Annotated in this window: 20 protein-coding genes; 5 read left to right on the forward strand and 15 right to left on the reverse strand. The window is 63.6% G+C overall.

What is annotated here, in order from left to right; genetic code table 11:
• Positions 1-162 precede the first annotated feature (162 nt).
• Complete coding sequence (upp, locus tag O6760_RS02285) at positions 163-792, reverse strand: uracil phosphoribosyltransferase (RefSeq protein WP_269583871.1); 630 nt, start codon at positions 790-792, stop codon at positions 163-165.
• Positions 793-857: 65 nt separating this feature from the next.
• The gene (locus tag O6760_RS02290) at positions 858-2,099 is read right to left on the reverse strand and encodes a DUF1688 family protein (protein ID WP_269583872.1); all 1,242 of its coding nucleotides are present in this window, start codon (positions 2,097-2,099) and stop codon (positions 858-860) included.
• Positions 2,100-2,225: 126 nt separating this feature from the next.
• Between O6760_RS02290 and O6760_RS02295 the strand changes: the two genes are divergently transcribed.
• Complete coding sequence (locus tag O6760_RS02295; RefSeq protein ID WP_269583873.1) at positions 2,226-3,482, forward strand: MFS transporter; 1,257 nt, start codon at positions 2,226-2,228, stop codon at positions 3,480-3,482.
• Positions 3,483-3,654: 172 nt separating this feature from the next.
• Here O6760_RS02295 and O6760_RS02300 read toward each other — a convergent pair whose 3' ends face one another.
• The 12 genes from O6760_RS02300 to O6760_RS02355 form a co-directional block, all read right to left on the reverse strand.
• Positions 3,655-4,659, reverse strand: a complete 1,005-nt coding sequence (locus tag O6760_RS02300) for an adenosine deaminase (protein WP_269583874.1) — start codon at positions 4,657-4,659, stop codon at positions 3,655-3,657.
• 56 nt (positions 4,660-4,715) lie between these two features.
• Positions 4,716-5,936 carry a phosphopentomutase gene (locus O6760_RS02305; protein WP_269583875.1) on the reverse strand — a complete coding sequence of 407 codons (1,221 nt, stop codon included), beginning with the start codon at positions 5,934-5,936 and terminating at the stop codon, positions 4,716-4,718.
• Positions 5,937-6,019: 83 nt separating this feature from the next.
• Complete coding sequence (gene deoA, locus O6760_RS02310; RefSeq protein ID WP_269583876.1) at positions 6,020-7,336, reverse strand: thymidine phosphorylase; 1,317 nt, start codon at positions 7,334-7,336, stop codon at positions 6,020-6,022.
• 23 nt (positions 7,337-7,359) lie between these two features.
• Positions 7,360-8,142 (reverse strand): deoxyribose-phosphate aldolase, encoded by a 783-nt coding sequence (gene deoC / locus O6760_RS02315; RefSeq protein ID WP_269583877.1) that lies wholly within the window; start codon positions 8,140-8,142, stop codon positions 7,360-7,362.
• A complete protein-coding gene (locus O6760_RS02320; protein ID WP_269583878.1) occupies positions 8,139-8,948 on the reverse strand; it encodes a purine-nucleoside phosphorylase in 810 nt (269 codons plus the stop codon). Before O6760_RS02320 ends, deoC begins: the two co-directional genes overlap by 4 nt.
• 6 nt (positions 8,949-8,954) lie before the next feature.
• A complete protein-coding gene (locus O6760_RS02325; RefSeq protein WP_269583879.1) occupies positions 8,955-9,353 on the reverse strand; it encodes a cytidine deaminase in 399 nt (132 codons plus the stop codon).
• The gene (locus O6760_RS02330; RefSeq protein ID WP_442969845.1) at positions 9,350-10,324 is read right to left on the reverse strand and encodes an ABC transporter permease; all 975 of its coding nucleotides are present in this window, start codon (positions 10,322-10,324) and stop codon (positions 9,350-9,352) included. Before O6760_RS02330 ends, O6760_RS02325 begins: the two co-directional genes overlap by 4 nt.
• Positions 10,321-11,427, reverse strand: a complete 1,107-nt coding sequence (locus O6760_RS02335) for an ABC transporter permease (protein ID WP_269583881.1) — start codon at positions 11,425-11,427, stop codon at positions 10,321-10,323. Before O6760_RS02335 ends, O6760_RS02330 begins: the two co-directional genes overlap by 4 nt.
• Positions 11,424-12,974 carry an ABC transporter ATP-binding protein gene (locus O6760_RS02340; protein ID WP_269583882.1) on the reverse strand — a complete coding sequence of 517 codons (1,551 nt, stop codon included), beginning with the start codon at positions 12,972-12,974 and terminating at the stop codon, positions 11,424-11,426. Before O6760_RS02340 ends, O6760_RS02335 begins: the two co-directional genes overlap by 4 nt.
• Positions 12,975-13,052: 78 nt before the next feature.
• On the reverse strand, positions 13,053-14,048 hold the full coding sequence (locus tag O6760_RS02345; protein WP_269583883.1) for a BMP family lipoprotein: 996 nt from the start codon (positions 14,046-14,048) through the stop codon (positions 13,053-13,055).
• 78 nt (positions 14,049-14,126) lie between these two features.
• Positions 14,127-15,128, reverse strand: a complete 1,002-nt coding sequence (locus O6760_RS02350; RefSeq protein ID WP_269583884.1) for a BMP family lipoprotein — start codon at positions 15,126-15,128, stop codon at positions 14,127-14,129.
• Between the two features lie 67 nt (positions 15,129-15,195).
• Entirely contained in the window at positions 15,196-16,179 is a 984-nt protein-coding gene (locus O6760_RS02355) for a sugar-binding transcriptional regulator (RefSeq protein ID WP_269583885.1), read from the reverse strand.
• Between the two features lie 800 nt (positions 16,180-16,979).
• Between O6760_RS02355 and O6760_RS02360 the strand changes: the two genes are divergently transcribed.
• Positions 16,980-17,834: a DUF1194 domain-containing protein gene (locus O6760_RS02360; RefSeq protein ID WP_269583886.1), complete on the forward strand. Its 855-nt coding sequence runs from the start codon at positions 16,980-16,982 to the stop codon at positions 17,832-17,834.
• A gap of 62 nt (positions 17,835-17,896) precedes the next feature.
• On the opposite strand, the gene O6760_RS02365 is transcribed toward O6760_RS02360, so the two are convergent.
• On the reverse strand, positions 17,897-18,166 hold the full coding sequence (locus O6760_RS02365; protein WP_269583887.1) for a hypothetical protein: 270 nt from the start codon (positions 18,164-18,166) through the stop codon (positions 17,897-17,899).
• Positions 18,167-18,314: 148 nt separating this feature from the next.
• On the opposite strand from O6760_RS02365, the gene O6760_RS02370 reads away from it, so the two are divergent.
• Genes O6760_RS02370 through hrpB form a run of 3 tightly spaced genes read left to right on the forward strand, consistent with a single transcriptional unit; the run spans position 18,315 to position 22,250 of the window.
• Entirely contained in the window at positions 18,315-18,746 is a 432-nt protein-coding gene (locus tag O6760_RS02370) for a methylglyoxal synthase (protein ID WP_269583888.1), read from the forward strand.
• Entirely contained in the window at positions 18,743-19,771 is a 1,029-nt protein-coding gene (locus O6760_RS02375; protein WP_269583889.1) for an ROK family protein, read from the forward strand. Before O6760_RS02370 ends, O6760_RS02375 begins: the two co-directional genes overlap by 4 nt.
• A 7-nt stretch (positions 19,772-19,778) precedes the next feature.
• Entirely contained in the window at positions 19,779-22,250 is a 2,472-nt protein-coding gene (gene hrpB, locus O6760_RS02380; protein WP_269583890.1) for an ATP-dependent helicase HrpB, read from the forward strand.
• Positions 22,251-22,489: the final 239 nt, after the last annotated feature.

Raw genomic sequence — 22,489 nt, forward strand, 5'->3', positions numbered from 1 at the left:
AGGATCAGCCACTTGCTCTCGAGTTTGCCGCCCATCCTTCGAGTCGGACCTGACGGTCCTCCTCAGGCTGACGAAGAGTGTTGTTGTTGCAAACGGGATTACCTGCCTGAAAGCTGGCTCAATGAGAAAGCCCGCCAGGTGGCGGGCTTCAGGCAGTTCAGATCACTTGGTGCCGTACATGCGGTCGCCGGCATCGCCGAGACCGGGAACGATATAACCCTTTTCGTTGAGCTTCTCATCGATGGAGGCGGTGTAGATCGGCACGTCCGGGTGTGCCTCGTTGAACTTGGCTACCCCTTCCGGTGCCGCAAGCAGGCACAGGAAACGGAGGTTGTTGGCACCGCAATCCTTGAGCTTCTGGACCGCCGCGATCGCCGAATTGGCGGTTGCCAGCATCGGATCGACAACGATCACCAGACGCTCGTTCAGGTCTTCCGGGGCCTTGAAGTAGTATTCCACCGGCTGCAGCGTTTCCGGATCGCGGTAAAGACCCACATGTGCAACGCGTGCCGAGGGCACCAGATCCAGCATGCCTTCCAGAAGGCCGTTGCCGGCACGCAGCACGGACGCGAACACCAGCTTCTTGCCCGCCAGCGTCGGGGCCTGCATTTCGGCAAGCGGCGTCTCGATGGTCTGGCGGACGAGCGGCAGGTCCCGGGTGACCTCGTAGCAGAGCAGCGTGGAGATTTCCCGCAGGAGGCGCCGGAACCCCTGGGTGGAGGTCCCCTTGTCGCGCATGATGCTCAGTTTGTGCTGGACCAGCGGGTGGCTGATGACATTGGCTCCGGACATATCTGCCTCTCTTGGATTATGGGCCCACGGGCGCGGACCGGTTTCAGAATTCCATCGTTCAGGAGCTATGCCCCGAACGGCAACCAAAAAACAGCCCCCGGATTGAGGATTTTACCCAGATTTCGAATGTTTTCCGGTGCCTGTTCCAGAAGGCGGATACCGGCCCGGCTGGTACCGCCCTCCAGGATGCATGTGAAGGGCACCTGGTCCAGCGTCATGCCAAGGCCGCTCGCCAATCGTTCTGCCAGCCTGTCGGTCAGCGCGAGCGTGAGCGCCCGGATCTCGATCATGCGGTCCCGAACGGCTTCGGGCGAGAGAGTGTCGCCATTCTCGCGGATCGTCAGCACACCGCTGTGAACGAACAGGGCGGCATGCGCCAGGTCAGCGGGCGCGGTCAGCCTGTCGAGGCCGGCAACCTCGAACCCGGCCCAGGCAAACGGCTCGACGAGGGAATAGACCATCTGCTGCGCGGCAAGGTGAAACGGAATGATGGCGTGGATGTCGTTGCCGGGCAGGGCGGAATGCACGAAGCTGTCGCCGAGCCAGATGTCTCCCGACGTGGCCCCGCCTTCCCAGACGGGAGCTAGGGCTTCCAGGATCCGGTCCAGCAGCTGGCCCGCGTCGATGGCCGCATCGCTTTGCCTGGCCAGCTTCACCGCCAACAGGCCGGGGCGCGTCGTCTCGCCTTCGCCGAAAAGATCCGGCCGCAGCGCAAGCGCTTCGCCGAGGCGTTTCAGATGCCGCTGCATGGCTTTCAGGTAATCCGCATCGTCGACGTCGTCCCATTGCAGCCCGGCGGCGAGTTCGACCAGATCCATCCGGACCAGGGCCTCGGCATCGACCCGGTAGGGATCGGTCATCTGCGAGGAGAACGATCCGGACGCGAACATGTGGAAGGCCGCCAGCGCCGACGCCTGCGTCCCGGTGACAACGGTTTCGGTCATCCGGTCCTCGTAGCTCCAACCGACGGGATGCATCGTCGTCATGGCGATGCCGACAATGGCCAGATCCGCCGCAGCCGCCAGCATTTCCTCTGCGGTTTCGAAGCCCCGAGCGCTCGCCATAGCCTGCCAGCGGTCGATGCCGCCGGCCTCGAAACCGCGCCACACACCGTAAGGCGGTATCTGGAAGTCCGGGTAGTTCTCCTTCGTCGTCTCCAGCACCGTGGCAACCGCCGTGTCAAGCCTGTCCAGATCCACACCCGCATGATCCAGCCTGCCCTCGGCGGCGAGCCCCAGCATCATGTGCGCCTTGCGCCGGATTTCATCGGGTTGAAACAGGGCCAGAGCCGGATTGATGTCGTTCATGTTTGAAGTCTGCTGCCTTGAATATTCGGGGTGTATCAGTGCGCAGCTTAACCTTGTCAAACCGGTTCGTCATTGGCCATGATCGGCCCGAATTGAATCGTCCCGTCTCCCTCCCCCGGAATGACCATGTCTGCCGTTGTCTCCATTGCCGCTCTCCTCATCGGTTCGGGCCTGCTGCTCCTCGCCGGTGGTCTGCATGGCCTGCTTCTGCCGTTGGCCGGACTGGCGCAAGGTTTTTCCGATGCCTCCCTCGGCCTGCTCGGCGCCGGCTGGGCGCTCGGCTACATGGGCGGCTGTCTCGGCGTGCCGCTGATCGTGAAACGGGTCGGCCATGTACGCACCTTCGGCGCGCTGGCCTCGCTTGCCGGTATCACCGTTCTCCTGAACCTCCTGTTCATGGATGCCATTGCCTGGATCTTCCTCCGAGCCCTGACCGGCTTCTGTTTTTCCGGGGCGGCAATGATCGTGGAGAGCTGGCTCAACGAACGCTCGACAACTGAGACCCGCGGGCGCATCTTCGGCATCTACACGATGATCAACCTGGGAGCGACCACCTGCGGCCAGATGCTGCTGACCCTTGGCGACCCGAGCGGCTTCTTCTTCTTCGTGCTCGGCTCGATCATCTATTCCATGTCACTGCTGCCGACGGCACTCTCGACCGCCGCCTCACCGCAGCCGCTGACCCAGGCAAGACTTAATCCAAAGGCCTTGTGGAAGAACTCCCCCATAGCGGTCGTCGCCGTGTTCATGGTCGGCATTTCCAACGGCACCTTCGGCTCGCTCGGCGCCGTCTATGGCCGCCGCATCGGACTGGAAGTGCCGGACATCGCCATCATGATGAGCCTGGCACTGCTGGCCGGCGCGCTGGTGCAGGTCCCGGTGGGTCTCCTGTCGGACCGGCTTGACCGGCGCCTGGTGCTGATCGGTCTTGCCGTCTCGGCCATGTCGCTCGGCTCGAGCCTGTCGGTCTTCGGCGGCGTCGACACCACGATCACCATTTTGCTGATCGCAGCGTTCGGCGGTGTGGTCTACTCCATGTATCCGGTGATCGTCGCCCATGCGAGCGACCATGCCGAACCGGGCGATTTCCTGAGCATCAGCGGCGGTTTGCTGCTGATTTTCGGAACCGGCACCATGCTCGGTCCGCTGCTGGCCTCCGGCCTGATGACCTTCACCTATCCCGGCGCCCTGTTCCAGGTGACCGCCGCCGCGCATCTGACCATGCTCGGCTTCGCCATCTGGCGCATGAACAAGCGCGCCGCGGTCAAGGCGGAAGACAAGACCGACTTCGTCCCGGTCGTCTCCACCGCGCAGATCACGACGCCGGAAACCGTCGTCCTCGACCCGCGCTCGGAAGTCGACGAGACCGGCGGAGATATTTGAGGAAGCCTCTGTTCATTCGGAAAGAGCCTGCAAGTACCGTGTCATCCTGAGGAGCCGTGCCAGCGGCGTCTCGAAGGAGCGGCCACAAATCCAGAACAAGTGGCCGATCCTTCGAGACGGACCTTGCGGCCCTCCTCAAGATGACGCTCTTTTTGCTTTGAGAGGCGGTGCCCTATCCCTCAGGCCCCTGCTTCGCGCTGTCCAGCCTCACCAGCAGCCGGTTGCGGGTGGCATCGTCGCAGAAGGCGGCCTCGATGGCGGTGCGGGTGACGGCCATCTGGTCGTCGAAACTCCAGTCGAAAGTCTCGGCCACCGAAGAATATTCCTTGCCGAGCGTCGTGCCGAAGAAGGGCGGGTCGTCGGAGTTGAGCGTGATCTTCACGCCCTCCTTGCGCAGCATGTTGACCGGGTGGAAGCGCAGATGGGTATAGACGCCGAGGGCGATGTTCGACCCCGGGCAGACTTCCAGAACGATCTCCTCGTCGGCGAGCCGCTTGACCAGATCCTTGTCCTCGATGGCGCGCACGCCGTGGCCGAGCCGCTTGACCCGCAGGAACTCCAGCGCGGCGACAACGCTGTCCGGCCCGCCGAACTCGCCGGCATGGGCGGTGGTGCCCAGACCGGCTTCCGCGGCCATGCGGAAGGCCTTGGCGAAATTGGCCGGGTGGCCGGAGCGTTCGTCCCCGGCGAGACCGAAACCGGTCACCAGCGGGTGCGGACTGCCGATGACTTCCTTGACCACCCGCTCCACCGACGCCGAGCCGAAATGGCGCACGCCGATGGCGATCATGCGGCCTTCGATGGCGGTGCCGGCCTTGGCACGCTCGATGCCGGCCGCCAGCCCCTCGACATAGGACGCGTAGGACAGGCCGGCCGCCTGGGCGTGATCGGGCGAGATGAAGATTTCCCCGTAGATCGCCCCTTCGGCCGCCAGCATGCGGAAATAGGTTTCCGCGAGAAGCGCATAGTCTCCAGGTGTCTTGAACACCGCGCTGGCAACGTCATAGGCCTTCAGGAAGCTGGTGAAATCGTGCCAGACATATTTGCCGTTGCCATCCAGGACGCCGGAGACGTCGAGACCGTGACTGGCCGCCAGGCGGCTCACCAGCGTCGGCGGCGCGGCGCCCTCTATGTGGCAATGGAGTTCTGCCTTCGGGACCTGAATGGCATCGCTCATGTCGGGCGGATCCTCGGTTGTCGATTCGGTTCGCTGTTCGGTTCTCAGGCGGCAGGTTACAGGAAACTGGTGCCGTTGGGACCGACCGCGATGCCAAGATGGTCGGCAACGCTCTCACCAATATCGGCATAGGTCTTGCGCCCCCCGACACCGCGCCCCGCGATACCGGGGCCGGTCGCGATCACCGGCACATGTTCACGGGTGTGATCGGTGCCTTTCCAGGTCGGATCGCAGCCGTGATCCGCCGTCAGGATGAGCAGGTCGCCGTCGCGCATCCTCCCGATCATTTCCGGCAGGCGCCGGTCGAAATGCTCCAGCGCGGCGGCATAGCCCGGAACGTCGCGGCGGTGCCCGTAAAGGCTGTCGAAATCGATGAAATTGGCAAAGATCAGGTCGCCGTCTTCCGCCTGGTCCATGGCTTCCAGGGTCTTGTCGAACAACTGGTCGTTTCCGGCCCCTTTCAGCACCTTGGCGACGCCCTGGTGCGCGAAGATGTCGGAGATCTTGCCGATGCCATAGACCGTGCGGCCGGCCTCGGTCAGCCGGTCCAGCAGGGTCGGTTCCGGCGGCAGAACGGAATAGTCGCGCCGGTTGGCGGTGCGCTCGAAGGTCTCGGCGGTCTCGCCGACAAAGGGGCGCGCGATGACACGGCCGATATTGTAGGGATCGGCAAGGCCGCGGGTGATCTCGCACAGCTCATAGAGCTTCTCGAGGCCGAAATGCTCTTCATGCGCCGCGATCTGGATGACCGAGTCCGCCGAGGTGTAGAAGATCGGCTGGCCGGTCCGCACATGTTCCTCGCCGAGTTCGGCGATGATCACCGTTCCGGAGGCATGCTTGTTGCCGAGAATGCCGGTCAGACCCGCCTTTTCGCTGATCCTGGCGATCAGCTCTTCCGGGAAGGTCGGAACGGTTTCCGGAAAATAGCCCCAGTCGAAGCGGACCGGCACGCCGGTGATCTCCCAGTGGCCGGACGGCGTGTCCTTGCCGTTGGAGACCTCGGCCGCATAGCCCCAGAGGCCCCCCGGCTCACCAGTGAAATCGAGACCCGGCACGTCCTTGCCCGTCGACAGCCTGCCGGCGGCACCAAGGCCGAGCCGGTCCATGTTGGGAACGCTCAAGGGGCCGCTGCGCAGCCCTTCCCTGTCGCCGTCCCCGGCCGCACAGCGCTCGGCGATGTGGCCAAGCGTGTCGGACCCGGCGTCGCCGAAATCGGCCGCATCCGCGGCGCCGCCAATGCCGAAACTGTCCAATACGCACAGAATTGCGCGAGACATGGGCATCTCCTCATGTGTCATTGCCGGTTCCGCCCGAACCGGAGGGGCACCGGGTTCATTCATGCCCGGCGTTTGTTCTTGTGTTACGGCGCGATCCGGTCGACCACGCTCGGCCGGTCCTGAACGTCCGCGGCCGCGCCCACGGTGTAGGCCTTGCGCACGGCAATCGCTGCGTCCTCGGCATCGGCTTCGGTCCTGGCGTGAACAATGGCCAGCGGCGCGTCCGCGTCCACCGAATTGCCGACACCGGCAAGGTCAGTGAAGCCGACGGACGGGTCGATCACATCCGCGGCCGTCCGGCGGCCACCGCCGAGAGCCACCACGGCGACACCGACCGCGCGGGCGTCGATCCCGGTCACGACACCGTCTTGCTCGGCATAGACCGGTGCCTCGACGGGTGCCTTGGAAAGGTAGAGCTCGCTCTTGTCCATGAAGTCGGCAGGACCACCAAGGGCATGGACCATCTGCGCGAATTTTTCCGCCGCCTTGCCGCTCTGGAATGCCTCGCGCATCATGTCCATGCCGGCATCCGCGGTCGGTGCAAGGCCGCCGGAGGCAAGCAACTCCCCGCCCTGGGCAACCGTAACGTCCCAGAGCCGGTTGTCGATGGCCGTTCCTTTCAGGAAATCGACCGCGTTCTGCATCTCGACCGCATTGCCGGCCGCGGACGCCAGCGGTTCGTTCATGTCCGTCAGCAGGGCCGTGGTTTTCAGCCCGGCCCCGTTGGCAACCAGGACGAGGCTTTCGGCAAGGGCGCGGGCGTCGTCCAGCGTGCCCATGAAGGCGCCGGTTCCCCATTTGACATCGAGCACAAGACCCTGGAGACCGGCCGCCAGCTTCTTCGACAGGATCGAGGCGGTGATGAGGTCGATGCTCTCGACCGTGCCGGTCACATCGCGAATGGCGTAGAAACGCTTGTCGGCCGGTGCGAGATTGCCGGTCTGGCCGATGACGGCGCAGCCGATCTCCCGAACCACCTTCTTGAACAGGATATTGTCCGGCTGGGTCTGGTAACCCGGAATGCTGTCGAACTTGTCGAGCGTTCCGCCCGTGTGGCCAAGGCCGCGGCCTGAAATCATCGGCACGGCCGCTCCGCACGCGGCCAGGGCCGGTGCCAGCATCAGGGATACATTGTCACCGACGCCGCCGGTCGAGTGCTTGTCGAGGATCGGCGCGTCGATGCCGGACCAGTCCAGGACGTCGCCACTGTCGCGCATGGCCAGTGTCAGGGCGACCCGTTCATTGACTGTCAGGCCCTTGAAGAAAACCGCCATGGCCAGCGCTGCGACCTGACCCTCGGTAACCGAGCCGTCGGCAAGGCCCTTGACGAAGAAAGCGATTTCCTCCGCGTCGAGAATTCCCCCGTCGCGTTTCTTTCTGATGATTTCCTGCGGCAGCATTTGTTGTCCTTCTTGAAGCCGTCTCAGTAACCGTGATGGGAATGGTCCACGATTTCCTGACCTTCAATCGTGGCGATCAGCGAATCCAGCAGGCCGCTCGCACCGAAGCGGAACGTGTGCGCCGACACCCAGTTCTGCCCCATGATCTTGTCGGCAAGCGCAAGATAGGCGGCGGCGTCCTCGACGGTCTTGATGCCTCCGGCCGGCTTGAAACCGATGACCCGTTCGCCGTTCTCGCGCCGGGCCTCCTCGATCGCGGTCAGCATGATCTCGGCTGCCTCGAGCGTTGCATTGACGGGAACCTTGCCGGTCGAGGTCTTGATGAAATCGGCTCCCGCTGAAATCGCAATGTTGGAGGCCGCATGGATCAGCAGCGGGTCCTTGATCTCGCCGGTTTCCAGGATGACCTTCAGGATGCCCGGTTCCGGAATGGCTGCCTTGACGCGTATGATCTGTTCCTCGGCGAAGCCTTTTCGTCCGTCCCGGAAGGCCTTGTAGGGCATCACCAGATCGATCTCGTCCGCACCGTCGGCAAGGGCCTGTTTCGTTTCGGCGACCACCGCCTCCGTGTCCTCGCCGCCGGCCGGAAAGTTGACCACGGTGGCCACCTTGACACCGGTGCCGGTCAGCTCCTTCGCCGCCTGGGCGACAAAGCGCGGCCAGACACACACCGCCGCGACAGCCCCATGGTCGGTCACCGTGCGGCCGGTCAGACGGGTGATGTCCTCGGCGGTGCAGTCGTCGTTCAGATTGGTCAGGTCGACCAGCCCGAGGGCACGTATCGCAATCTCGATCATGTCGGTCATTCGCCGATCTCCTTCACAAATGCCCGCACCAGCTCCTTCATGCGTTCCATGCCCTGGAGAGCCACGGATTTGGTTTCGTCGTGACTGAGCGCGTGGGTCTGCATGCCGGCACCATAGTTGGTGATGATCGACATGGCCGCCACCCTGAGGCCAAGAAACCTGGCCATGATCACTTCCGGAACCGTCGACATGCCGACCGCGTCGGCGCCGAGCAGCTTGGCCATGCGGATTTCGGCCGGGGTCTCGAAGGACGGACCGGAAAACCACATGTAGACGCCTTCCGCGAGCGGGTCACCGGTTTCCCCGGCGACCTTCTTCATGGCAGCCCGCAGATCCGGATCATAGGCCGCGCTCATGTCGAGGAACCGCTTTTCGTCCTCCTCGCCGATCAGGGGATTCTTGCCGGACCAGTTGATATGATCCGAGATCAGCATCGGCGAGCCCGGAGCCACTTCCTCGCGCAGCGAACCGGCGGCATTGGTGGCCAGAAGGATCTCGCAGCCGAGTTCCTTCAGCGTTTCGACAGGCGTGCGCATGACGGCCGGATCACCGCTTTCGTAGTAATGCGCGCGCCCCGACAGGATCACGACCGGAACGCCCGACAGCGTACCGGCAACCAGTTCGCTCGAATGGGAAGTGACCGTGGAGACCGGAAACTCGGTCAGGTGCGAATAGGGAATGCGGACCGCGTCCTCGACTTCCTCGGCAAGCGCGCCGAGGCCCGACCCGAGGATCATGCCGATCTTGTACGAGCCCTGACGGGCTGCACGGACGATTTCAGCGCATTCACGGCCGTAACCACTCATCGAGGGTCAGTCCTTCTTGTGTTCGAGTTCAAAGGCGGCAGGCAGCAGCTCGTCCATGGAAAAGCTGCGCTTGATGCCGTTCAGGTCCGCGACATGGACGATCAGGTCCTCCGTGCCGAATTCCTTGAGCCGCTGGCGGCAGACACCGCAGGGCGTGCACAGGGCCGCATCGCCAACCACGACCGCCTCGGCAATCTGCCGGTAGCCGGCGGCGATCATGGCGCTGACCGCTCCGCCCTCCGCGCAGACGCTGACCGGGTAGGACGCGTTTTCCACGTTGCAGCCGGTGAAGACCGTGCCGTCCGGCGCGCGCAGGGCCGCGCCGACCAGAAAGTTGGAATATGGCGCATAAGCCCGTTCCCGGACAGTGCGCGCCGCCTCGAAGAGGGTGTCCAGATCGCTCATGAGCGCTCCTTGAGGTAAGGCACGCCAGCCGCTTTCGGCGGGATCGCCTTGCCGATGAACCCGGCCAGCAGGATCACGGTGAGAACATAGGGCAGTGCCTGGAACACCTGAAGCGGCAATTCGCCGATGACGGGAAACGCGACACCCTGCATGCGGGTACCGGTGGCATCGAGGAAACCGAACAACAGGCAGGCGAACATGGCATTGACCGGCCGCCACTTGGCGAAGATCAGCGCCGCCAGCGCCATGAAGCCCTGTCCGGCGGTCATGTTGACGCCAAATCCCGAACCGGCGGCAATGGACAGATACGATCCGGCAAAACCGCACAAGGCACCGCAGGCAATGACGGCGCGGTAACGCAGCCAGGTGACCGATATCCCGGCCGTGTCGACGGCGGCCGGATTTTCACCGACCGCGCGCAGGCGCAGGCCGAACCGGCTGCGGAAAAGCACCCACCAGGTCAGGGGCACCGCCAGGAAGGCGGCGTAGACCAGCAGATTGTGACCGGACAGAAGCTCGCTGTAGAGCGGTCCGATGACCGGCACGTCGCGCAGCTGTTCCGCGAACGGCCAGACGATTTCCCGGAACCGGCCGCCTTCCGGCAGAGACGGCGTGCGGCCGCCCTGCCGGAACCAGGTCTGGCCAAGAAGCGCCGTCAGGCCCGCGGCCAGGAAGTTGATCGCCACGCCGGAGACGATCTGGTTGCCCCGGTTGGAGATCGAGGCAAAGCCGTGCAGGAGACCGAGCGCCACGGAAACCCCGATGCCGGCCAGCAGACCCAGCCACGCGTTCGCCGTCAGGTAGGCCACGGCGCCGGCACCGAAGGCCGCACCGAGCATCTTGCCTTCCAGTCCGATGTCGACGACCCCGGAGCGCTCCGAATAGAGCCCGGCAAGGCAGGCAAACAGCAGCGGCGTGGACACCCGGACCGTTGAATCGAGAATGAGGATGATGCTTTCAAACATGATCATGCCTCCTTCGCGGCAAGGGCCCGGGAGGGCGTGAACAACCGGACGATGGTCGGCCGGAACATGTGCTCAAGCGCGCCGGCGAACAGGATCACCAGGCCCTGGATCACGATGATCATGTCCCGCGTAATGTTCGGCATTTCGAAGGACAGCTCGGCACCGCCCTGATAGAGCATGCCGAACAGGATCGACGCCAGGATGATGCCCACCGGATGGGCCCGGCCCATCAGAGCGACGGCGATGCCGACGAAGCCGTAACCGGTGACGAAGTCGATCAGGAGACGGTGCTGGGACCCCATGATCTCGTTGATCGCCATCATGCCGGCAAGCCCGCCGGAAATCAGCATCGTGATCACGATCGTGCGCACCGGCGAGATCCCCGCATAGACCGCCGCCGTCGCATTGGCGCCGAAGGAACGGATCTCGTAGCCGAGTTTCGTGCGCCAGATCAGCAGCCAGACCAGCGCGCAGGCCGCCAGCGCCACGAACAGCGACAGGTTGACCGGCGCATATCCGAAGCCGAGCGAGGGGAACAGATCGTTGAGGAACGGCAGCCGGCCGCCGTCCTCGAAGGTGCGCGTCTCCGGCTGCATGGAGCCGGGTTTCTTCATCACATTCGCGAGCAGATACACCATCAGCGAGAACGAAATGTAGTTGAACATGATGGTGGTGATCACCACGTGGCTGCCGCGCTTGGCCTGCAGCCAGGCCGGGATGAAGGCCCAGGCCGCACCGGCGATGGCGGACCCGACAATCGCGAATGGCAGCGTCACGTACCAGGGCACGTACCGGTCGAGCGCCAGGCAGGCAAAGGCGACGCCGAGACCGCCGACATAGGCCTGGCCCTCGCCGCCGATGTTGAACAGCCCGGCATGGAAGGCGACGGCGACGGCAAGGCCGGTGAAGATGAAGTTGGTGGCATAAAACAGCGTGAAGCCGAAGCCCTCGGCATAGCCGACCGACCCCCAGATCAGGATCCTGACCGCGTCCAGCGGGTTCTCGCCGATCAGGACGACCACCAGACCGGACACCAGGAAGGCGGCGACAAGGTTCACGAACGGGATCAGACCGAAATCGACCCAGCGCGGAAGCTGACCGGCACTCATGAGGCCACTCCCTCAACGGTATTGCTGTCTTCAACGCCCGCCATCAGCAGGCCGAGTTCGCCTTCTTCCGCGTTGGCGCCGCGTTCGCCGACGATCCTGCCGTCGAACATCACCAGCACGCGGTCGGACAGGGCCCGGATTTCATCCAGCTCGACGGAGACCAGCAGGATGCCCTTGCCCTGGTCGCGCAATTCGACGATGCGGCGGTGAATGAATTCGATGGCGCCGATATCGACGCCGCGGGTGGGCTGACCGACCAGCAGGACTTCCGGGTCGCGCTCGATCTCGCGCGCCAGCACGATCTTCTGCTGGTTGCCGCCGGAGAAATTGGCGGTCTTCAGCATCGGACTGGGCGGGCGGATGTCGTATTTCTCGATCTCTGCGACAGCGTTCTTCTTGATGGCCGCCAGGTCCATCAGCCAGCCCCTGGAATAGGCCGGATCGCGATGGTAGCCGAGAATGGAGTTCTCATATTCGGCAAAGCTGTTGATCAGGCCCATGCGGTGCCGGTCCTCCGGCACATGGCCCATGTTCTTGGCGCGCATGTCGGCGGCATCGAGCATGCTGGTGCCCAGATCGATGGTCTCGCCGTTGATCCTGAGCGTGCCTTTCGTCGCCCGGCGAATACCGGACAGTGTTTCCAGGAGCTCGGACTGTCCATTGCCGGAGACGCCGGCAATGCCGACAATCTCACCGGCCCGCACATCGAAGGAGACATCCTTGACCACCTGGACGCCCCGGCTGTCGGTGACGGTCAGGTTGTCCACTTCCATCACCGGAGCCTTGGGTTCAGCCGGTTTCTTGTCAACGCGCAGGAGAACGCTGCGACCGACCATCAGCTCCGCAAGTTCTTCCATGGACGTCTTCGCGGTCTCCCGCGTCGCCACCATCTCGCCGCGGCGCATCACCGAGACCGTGTCGGTCGCCTTCATGATTTCGCGCAGCTTGTGGGTGATCAGGAGAACCGTCTTGCCCTCGTTCTTGAGCACGGTCAGGATCTTGAACAGGTGGTCGGCTTCCGAGGGTGTCAGCACACCGGTGGGTTCGTCCAGGATGAGCACCTCGGCGCTGCGGTAGAGCGCCTTCAGGATTTCCACCCTTTGCTGCAGGCCGACAGGCAGATCCTGGATCAGGGCATCCGGATCGACGCGCAGTTCGTATTCCTCTTCCAGGCGCTTCAATTCCGTGCGGGCGCGGGCGAGGCCGCCGGACAGCATCTGGCTGTCCTCGGCACCCAGAACGACATTTTCAAGCACCGAAAAATTGTCGACCAGCATGAAGTGCTGGTGGACCATGCCGATGCCCAGGCCGATGGCCGCCTTGGAATCGGGGATCGACACCTTGTTGCCGTTGACGAGGATGTCCCCCTCATCGGCCTGGTAAAAGCCGTAGAGAATCGACATCAGGGTCGACTTGCCCGCGCCGTTTTCGCCGATGATCCCGTGAATGGAGCCTTTCTTCACCACAAGGTCGATGTCCCTGTTGGCGTGGACCGCTCCGAAGCGCTTGTTGATGTCGCGCAGTTCAATTGCCGGCGTGTCGCTCATGCGCTCCCCCAGGCCTGACCGTTCTTGCTTGTCATTATTATTGCCCCTTGGTCGATGTCGTGTCCTCGGCCGGTCCGCCTAATAGGGACACGCACCTTCGGTCACGACATCATGAACCTTGATGCTCCCGTCGGAGATCCCGGCGACTGCGGCGTCGGCCGCCGCCTTCATCTCCGCGGTGACGAGGTCCTTGTTGTTGTCGTCCAGAACCCAGTCCATGCCGCCTTCGGCGAGGCCAAGCACCTGGATGCCCGGTTCGAAACGGTCCTCCGCGGCCGATTTGAAACTGTCATAGACCGCATTGTCGACACGCTTGCGGATGGAGGTCAGCACCTGGCCCGGATGCAGGCCGTTCTGGTTGCTGTCCGTGCCCATGCCGAGCACGCCGGCGTCGGCCGCTGCCTGAAGCACGCCGATGCCGGTGCCTCCGGCGGCCTGGATGACCACGTCCGCGCCGCGCCGGATCTGTCCTCTCGCCAGTTCCCCGCCGCGCACGGGATTGGCGAAGGCTGCCGGCGTGTCGCCGGTCATGTTGAAGAGCACCTCGATGTCCGGATTGGCCGCAAGCGCTCCCTGCTTGTAGCCGCACAGGAACCGGTGAATGATCGGAATGTCCATGCCCCCGACGAAACCGACCGTTCCGGTCTTGGAGGCCATGGCCGCCAGCAGTCCCCCGATATAGGCGCCTTCCTGTTCCTTGAAGACGTAGGAGCGCACATTGGGCTGGTCGACGACCATGTCGACGATCGCAAAATCCGTCTCCGGAAAGTCGGCGGCGGCCTGACCGAGAGCGTTGGCCTGGTTGAAGCCGATGGCCACGACCGGCGCGTTGCCGCGTGACGCGAAGTTGCGCAGGGCCTGCAGGCTCTGGGCATCCCGCTCCAGGGTGAATTCGCCGACCTTGCCGCCGGTCTCTTCCTGAAACCGCATCACGCCCTTGTAGGCGCTCTCGTTGAACGAGCCGTCGAACTTGCCGCCGACGGAATAGACAATGGCCGGATCCGCCAAAGCGGCTCCGGTGCCGAGCGCCGTCGCAAAAACGGCCACAGACAGCAATGACTTGAAGCGGATCATGACGTGCCCCGCGGTATGACTGGCGAAAAATTCATGGAAAGACCTCCGCGCACCCGGCGCGGAGGTCCTCAACGTTGCTTAGTTCGGGCAGGATTCGTCGCTCATGTAGTCATGAACCACGATTTCGCCGGAGATGATCTTCTGGGTCGCTTCTTCGACCTTGGCCTTCATCTCGTCACTGACCAGTTCGGCATTGTTGTCGTCGAGCGCCCAGTCAACGCCGCCTTCCTTCAGGCCGAGAACCTCGAAGCCGGAGGACCAGGTGTCGTTCTCTGCATCTTCGAACGCCGAATAGACGGCAATGTCGACTCGCTTCAGCATGGAGCTCAGCACGGATCCCGGATGCAGGCCGTTCTGGTTGCTGTCCACGCCGATGCCGAGCTTGCCGGCGTCGGCCGCTGCCTGCAGAACACCGATGCCGGTGCCGCCGGCCGCGTGATAGACCACGTCCGCGCCACGGTCGAACTGGGACTTGGCCAGTTCGCCGCCCTTGACCGGATCGTTCCAGGCCGCGCCGGTGGTGCCGGTCATGTTCTCGAAGACCTCGGCGTCGGCGTTGGTGGCCATGACGCCCTGCTTGTAACCGCAGGCAAACTTGCGGATCAGCGGAATGTCCATGCCGCCGACAAAACCGACCTTGCCGGTCTCGGACGCCATCGCGGCCAGCATGCCGACGATGTAGGAGCCTTCGTGTTCCTTGAACAGGATCGAGCGCACGTTCGGCAGGTCGACGACCATGTCGACAATGGCGAACTGGGTGTCCGGGAATTCCTTGGCGACCTTCTCGACGGCGTTGGCCTGCGAAAAGCCGATCGCCACGATCGGGTTCATGCCGCGCTTGGCGAAGTTGCGCAGGGCCTGTTCGCGCTGGCTGTCGTTCTGGATTTCGAAGTCGCGGTATTCGATGCCGGTGTCTTCCTTGAACTTCTCGGCGCCGGTGTAAGCGGCTTCGTTGAACGACTTGTCGAAACGGCCACCGAGATCGTAGAGCACGGCCGGCTTGGTGTCCGCTGCTGCCGCACCTGCGACCGAGAAAGCCAGTCCGGCGAGCGCCGTGCCAATGGTTAGAAACTTTTTCACTTGATGTCCTCCGACATGCGGGGCCTGCCTTGCCGACCGGCCCGTTTCCCCTCGTGACGCAGCCGCATCATGCGGACTGTGCCAGCTTCAATCCGACCCGTGCGCTCAAAGCCCTCGCGAGGGTCTCATCCGTCACAAGATCGGTAATGACACCGGTGCGCAGGGCCGCAAGCGTGGCATCCACCTTGCTCTCCCCGCCCACCAGCGCAATCACGCGGCGCCCGCGCACTTCATCGAAATGCAGTCCGACGGCGCAATCGCCGAGCGGATCGGGTGCCAGACTACCTTCCAGCGTCAGGAACCGGCCCATCAAATCACAGACGGCGCCGCCCGACAGCAACTCTTCCTGTTCCTTTTTCGAAATCATGCCCCGCTGGACCAGGTGCCCCTCGTTTTCAACCGAACCGATACCGATCAGGAAGGCTTCCGACTGCCGCGCGCGCGCCATCAGGTCCTGGACGCTGCGCTGGGTCAGGAACATCGCTTTCTCTTCCTGATTTTCGGCGAAATAGGGCACGGGCAGGTAGTAGCCAATCCCGCCGGTGCGCTCCTGCATCTTCTGGACGATGTCGTAAGGGTTGGCGGCGAGCGTTCTGGTCAGCGAGCCGCAGATCGACATGATTTCCAGATCCGGGCGCGAAATTTTCGGCAGGGACTCGACTGCCGCCGTCAGCGTGCGGCCCATGCCGACACCCAGCCTCGAGACCCCGGACCCGGCCAGCAGCCCGGACAGGAACTGCGAGGCGGACACCGCCACGGCACGAAGCGTACTGTCGTCGTCACCGCCGCCAAGGTCGGGCGCGATGATGCAGTTGGTGAGTTCGAAATGGTGCGTGAGTTCCTTTTCCAGCTCCAGGCACTCCCTGGGCCGTCCATCGATCTGGAACTTCACATAGCCGGATTTCTGGGCATGGGCGATCAGACGGTGTACCTTTGCCGGCGAGACGCCAAGCTGGGAGGCGATTTCACCCTGCGTGCGGCCGCCCACAAAGGACAGCCATGCTGCTCGGATGGCCATGTAGGATGTCCAGTCGTCGTCGCGCGCGTGCATATTGCGTCGCTGCCTTCCCCTCTGCCGGCGGGTCGGTTCATCCTGACACCGGCATCGTTTTGCCCTCTTGCGGAGCTTCCTCATTCCGGTGCGACAGTCACGCGCCGAAAAATTATTCACCAAGTGAGAATTTCTTCAGATCATGACCAGCCTTGCCGTCGCCGTCAACTAAAAAAACTGCCGATTTTCTGTCCATTTGCTGCATTTCAAGGCGGCAGGCCGACCGAGCCACCCCTTCCGGGTGGCGGCAAATTTTGCCTGGTGATGCCGTCAAATTGACCAGGGCCGGAAAAATCTGCCCACAAAACCGGCAAATGATTCCCACCTCCCCGCGGATTGCGACACGTCAATTTGCCGCACTCATTGCGCCTTTTCCACAGGGAAAAAACCTGTCGGCGCGCAGCCGCTTCAACCGGAACGGGTCAAAAAACCCGCGATCCGGCCGACATATCAAGAAAACTTGAAACGTGTTGATGGAACCAATTTCCACGCAAAAACAAAGACTTTACGTGCACGTAAGGATGAGCTGACTCTACGGCAGGACTCCGATGTCTGGCAATTTTCCCATGGCGACACCATCTGTGGATATAACACGCACTCCGTGCACTTTCCTTTTGCCGGGCGAGGAAATTTACGCTACGTTTGGCACGTAGCTTGCTAAGTAAATTTTCGAGCTGAAGCAAGCCCTTCAGTCATTCCTAAGTAGGAATCACGAGAAACGAAAAGATAAGGAATTAAGAAACAAAATAAACAGGGGAGACGTGGCAACGGGGTCGAATGACTCGAATAAGGAGAAACCCATGCGTCTCGACATAACAAAGAAACACTGTGCATCGACAATAACGACAATACTGTCGTTTTTCTGTGCGGCCTTCCTACTCGCCGCTCCTTCCGCCGCCCGGGACTACCGGCCGGTCGTGAACGCTACCGCGCAATTCACCTATGATCCGTCTGCTGAAGTGGACGTTGAACTTGTGCTGGCGGTCGATATCTCCCAATCCATGGACACGGAAGAACAGGAAGTGCAGCGCGCCGGCTATGTGGCCGCCCTGACCTCCCGGGAATTCCTGGATGCCATAGAAGTCGGCCCGATCGGCCGCGTCGCCGTCACCTACATGGAATGGGGCGGGGTCGATGAGCACTTTGTCGTCGCGGACTGGACGGTGATCCAGGATGCGGCTTCGGCAGCGCACTTCGCTTCCAAGATCGCCGAGGCACCTCTGCGTCAGGTGCAGCGCACCTCGATTGCCTCGGCACTCGAGAAATCCGTTCAGATGGTCCAGAACAACCAGTATATGGGCCTGCGCCAGGTGATCGACATTTCCGGCGACGGTCCGAACAACCAGGGCGGCTCCGTGACCGACATGCGGGACCGCATGATCGCAGCCGGCGTGACCATCAACGGCCTTCCCCTGATGATGAAGTCGAACAAGAACACCTGGCAGGCCATGCTCAACCTCGACCACTATTACGAGGACTGCGTCATCGGCGGCCCCGGTTCCTTCGCCATCCCCGTCCGGTCGCAGGAAGGCTTCGCCGACGCGATCCGCATGAAGCTTGTGATGGAAATAGCCGGCCTGCATCTGCCGGAGCCCGATCCCTATCTCCAGCACGTCGCGGGGCGCGAACCGATCCGCTGCAACCTGTTCGACTAAGCGCCACGTCTCTTTCTCCTTCTCCTGCCGCGCTCCTCGCCGGAGCGCGGCTTTTTCTTTGCCTAGAGCATTTTCCGATCAATTAGGGTCATTTGACCGAGACGGTTTGGCGCGCTGGCCAGGCGGGTCACGCGCGGTGGTGTTTCCCACCACAAGGGTGGGCCAACAACGCCGGTGCGCCAAACCGTCCGGCCCATTTTCAATTGTTTCTCATACGCATCCGGGCTGTTGCGGGTGAGAGTATCCGGCCCATCGGCAGCGTTGCGCCGCTTGCCCGATGCACCGAATCGCGCTTCGCGGCGCGCCTTGCCGACTGAACCGGATACACTCATCAAATGATCCTGATTGATCGGAAAACGCTCTGGTCCCCGTGCGCCGATTATGGACAGGTTCTCGCTGCGTCTTTTGCATCTTCCTTTGCCTAAAGCGCTTTGAGCGGCTAATACCATCCCCTGTTGCAGTTGCCGAAGAGGATCGCCGATGCCCGAAACGCCCACGCTTGCGCTTGTGGCTCACGATGCCAAGAAGGACGTCATGGTGGATTTCGCCCGGCGTCACAGGGACAAGCTTGCGGATTTCAACCTGGTGGGTACGGGCACGACCGGTGGACGCATCCTCGAGGCCTGCCCCGAGCTCAAGCTGACCCGTTTGAAAAGCGGACCGCTCGGCGGCGACCAGCAGATCGGCGCGATGATCTGCGAAGGCAAGTTGCAGGGTTTGATCTTCTTCGTCGATCCGCTGTCGCCGATGCCCCATGATGTCGACGTCAAGGCCCTGATGCGGCTGGCCCTCGTCTACGACATGCCGATGGCGCTCAATCCGACAACGGCGGATATTCTGTTGCGGTCAGCCCGCCTCAAGGGCCTCAAGACCACGTCCGAGACACCTGAAGTGGGCGCTCTGACCTCATGAGTTTTCCGAAACGTTCCAAATCCTTTGCCTATCCCGTCCTGGTTGCCGATATCGGCGGCACCAACGCCCGTTTCGCGCTGGTGGACAATGCCGACGCCCCCACACGCATGTGCGGAAAAACAGCGACCGCGGGCCATTCCGACATTTCCTCCGCCGTCCGCGAAGTGGTCCTGACCAGCCAGGACCCGAAACCACGCACGGCCATCATCGCCGTTGCCGGCCCGGTCACCGGCGACCGGATCCCGCTGACCAACGCGGCATGGGTGATCGAACCACTCAAGATGATCGCCGATCTCGGCCTGGACGAGGTTATCGTGCTCAATGATTTCGAGGCCCAGGCCCTGGCCTTGCCAGGCTATCGCGGCGAAGACATCGAACAGGCCGGCTCGGGCGCGGTGCGCGGCGAGAGCGCCAAATTCGTGCTTGGCCCCGGAACCGGTCTCGGCGCTGCGGCGATGATTTATGCCTCCGACACCTGGATCCCGGTCCCCGGCGAAGGCGGTCATGTCGAGCTCGGACCGGTCACTCCGGAGGATATCGCGCTTTGGCCGCATATCGAGCGGGTCGGCGGACGGCTCGGCGCCGAGCAGATCCTGAGCGGCAGCGGCCTGCCCCGCCTTGCCCGCGGTGTTGCTTCCTTCATGAACACCGAACGCCGGTTCGAAACCGCCGCCAGCATCACCATGGCCGCCGAGGACAATGATCCGGTGGCGGTAAAAACCCTGCAGGTCTTCGCCCGGGGCCTTGGCCGCGTGGCCGGCGATTTCGCGCTCACCGTTCTGGCGCGCGGCGGCGTCTATCTCACCGGAGGCGTGACACCCCGGATTACACGCTTCCTGACCGATGGCGGTTTCCGGGAAGCCTTCGAAGCCAAGGCCCCGCACGAGGCGTTGATGGCCAAGATCCCGACCTTCATTGTCCGCCATCCGGACCCGGCTCTGGAAGGCCTCGCCTCCTTTGCACGCACACCGGATGCCTTTGCCGTCGACATGCAGGGCCGCCAGTGGACAACAAACCCGGCCTGAGCCTGCCATGACCCGTGTCCCGACCTTCGGAAGCGCACTGCCGATCGACGGTGTCCTGCCGGAGCTTCTGACGGCGCTTGAGACCGGACCCAACGCCGTGCTGGTGGCAGAGCCCGGCGCGGGCAAGACCACGCGCGTGCCGCTGGCGCTCCTGAACGCCGAGTGGCGCGGTGACGGCAGGATCCTGGTCCTTGAGCCCCGACGGCTCGCGGCTCGGGCCGCAGCAAGGCGCATGGCCGGCGAACTTGGCGAGAAGCCCGGCGAGACCGTCGGCTACCGGGTGCGCATGGAGACCAGGGTCAGCGCGAAAACCCGGATCGAGGTGATCACCGAGGGGGTGTTCACGAGACTGATCCTGGACGATCCGGAGCTCACCGGCGTCGCGGCGATCCTGTTCGACGAATTCCACGAACGGTCCCTCGATGGCGACCTTGGCCTGGCCCTGGCGCTCGATGTGCAATCGGCCTTGCGGGACGATCTCAGGCTGCTGCCGATGTCGGCGACCCTGGACGCCGCCGGGATCTCGAAGCTGCTGGGCGATGCGCCCGTCATCGAGAGCAAGGGACGCAGCTTTCCCGTCGGGACGCGCTATCTTGGCCGGTCGCCCCAGGAACGCATCGAACCTCAGATTGTCCGGGCCGTCAGACAGGCCGTTGCCGAGGAAACCGGCTCGGTGCTCGTCTTCCTGCCGGGCCAGGGCGAAATCCGGCGAACCGCCGAGATGCTGGACGGCAAGCTGCCCGCAAACTGCCAGATCGCCCCGCTCTATGGCGGGCTCGACGCAAAGGCCCAGGACGCTGCCATCCGGCCTGCGGCAGAAGGACAACGAAAGATCGTCCTGGCGAGCGCGATTGCCCAGACCTCGCTGACCATCGAGGGCGTGCGCGTGGTCATCGACAGCGGTCTGGCGCGCGTGCCGAAATACGAGCCGCAGACAGGGCTGACCCGGCTGGAAACCGCTCGGGTGTCGCGCGCCTCCGCCGACCAGCGCCGCGGCCGCGCGGGCCGGACAGAGCCCGGCGTCTGCTACCGGCTCTGGGACGAGGCCCAGACCGCAGCCCTGCCCCGGGCCGAGGCCCCGGAAATCCTGGAAGCGGACCTGAGCGGCCTTGTGCTGGATCTTGCCGCCTGGGGCACGTTCGATCCGGCCGACTTGACATTCGCGGATCCACCGCCCCGTCCCGCCTGGTCAGAGGCGAAAAGCCTGCTTCAGGATCTGCACGCCATCGACGGTGGCGGCCGCCTGACCGACGACGGCAAGGCCCTTGCGAAATTGCCGCTGCACCCGCGCCTCGCGCATATGGTGATCGAGGGAGCCGCCCGTGGTCTCGGCCGCACCGCAGCCCTGATCGCGCTGATCCTGTCCGAACCGGGTCTTGGCGGCCGCGATCCGGACCTGCGCGCCCGGCTCCGTTTCCTTCGCAACGACAAGAGCCAGCGGGCGAAAGACGGACGGATGCTGGCCGAACGCTGGTTGAAACAGGCGGGAGGATCAGGCCGGGACCTCGACATCGAAAGCGCCGGACTGCTGCTGGCGCTTGCCTATCCGGACCGGGTCGCCCAGCAGCGCGGCCAGACCGGCCGGTTTCGGCTCGCCAACGGAAGGGGCGCGGAACTGGCCCCCGAACACGGCCTGGCACGCGAACCGTTCCTGACCATCGCCGACATCCAGGGCAAGGCCGCCAGCGGCCGCGTCCAGCTGTGTGCGCCGATCACGATGGACGAGATCGAGGATCTCTTTGCCGCCGACATTGTCGAGCAGGACGAGGTTCAACTGACCGGTGACGGCGCGCTGAAGGCCCGGCGGGTCCGGCGCTACAAGGCGGTCGAGCTGAAGTCCGTCCAGATAAAGTCAGCGGATCCGGAGGCGGTCGAGCGGGCTTTGATCGCGGAAGTCCGGCGCCGCGGCGTTTCACGGCTGGACTGGAGCAAGGACCAGCAGCGGCTCAGGAAACGCGTCGCTTATGCGCGCGAGAACGGCGCCGGGGACCTGCCGGATCTCTCCGACGCCGCACTGACCGACACTCTCGAAAACTGGCTGCAGCCGTTTCTGGCGGGCTGCACCAGTCTTGCGACGATCGACGCCGCCCTGCTCGGCAACGCGCTTGCCGCCCTCCTGCCCTATGATGCCGCCGCGCGTCTGGATGTCCTGGCCCCGTCCCATTTCACGGCGCCGACGGGCAGCAAGGTGCCGATCGACTATGGTGCCGCCGCCGGCCCGACCCTGTCGATCCGCGTGCAGGAACTGTTCGGTCTGACCGATCATCCGAGCGTCTGCGACGGCAAACTTCCGCTGATCCTGGAGCTCCTGTCCCCGGCGCAGCGGCCGATCCAGATTACCAAAGATCTGCCCGGCTTCTGGGCCGGGTCGTGGTCGGACGTGAAGGCCGACATGAAGGGCCGCTATCCGAAACATCCCTGGCCGGACGATCCGACATCGGCCGAGGCGACGCGACGGGCGAAGCCGCGGGGGACGTGATTTAGTTCGGATTGACGGGAGTTCGTGGCCGATCCTTCGAGACGGCGCTGGCGCGCCTCCTCAGGATAACGTTGTTGGGTGTTGCACCGGGACGCAGAGACGGCGCTGATACGGGCTTCAGGATGAGGTCGTTGTTTGAAGCGCCAACGAGGCCGCGCCACACATTCAGCGTCATCCTGAGGAGGGCCGAAGGCCCGTCTCGAAGGATCGGCTGTTTGCCGCAGAAAAGTCCGCCTCCC

Source organism: Roseibium sp. Sym1, assembly GCF_027359675.1.
GTDB lineage: Bacteria > Pseudomonadota > Alphaproteobacteria > Rhizobiales > Stappiaceae > Roseibium.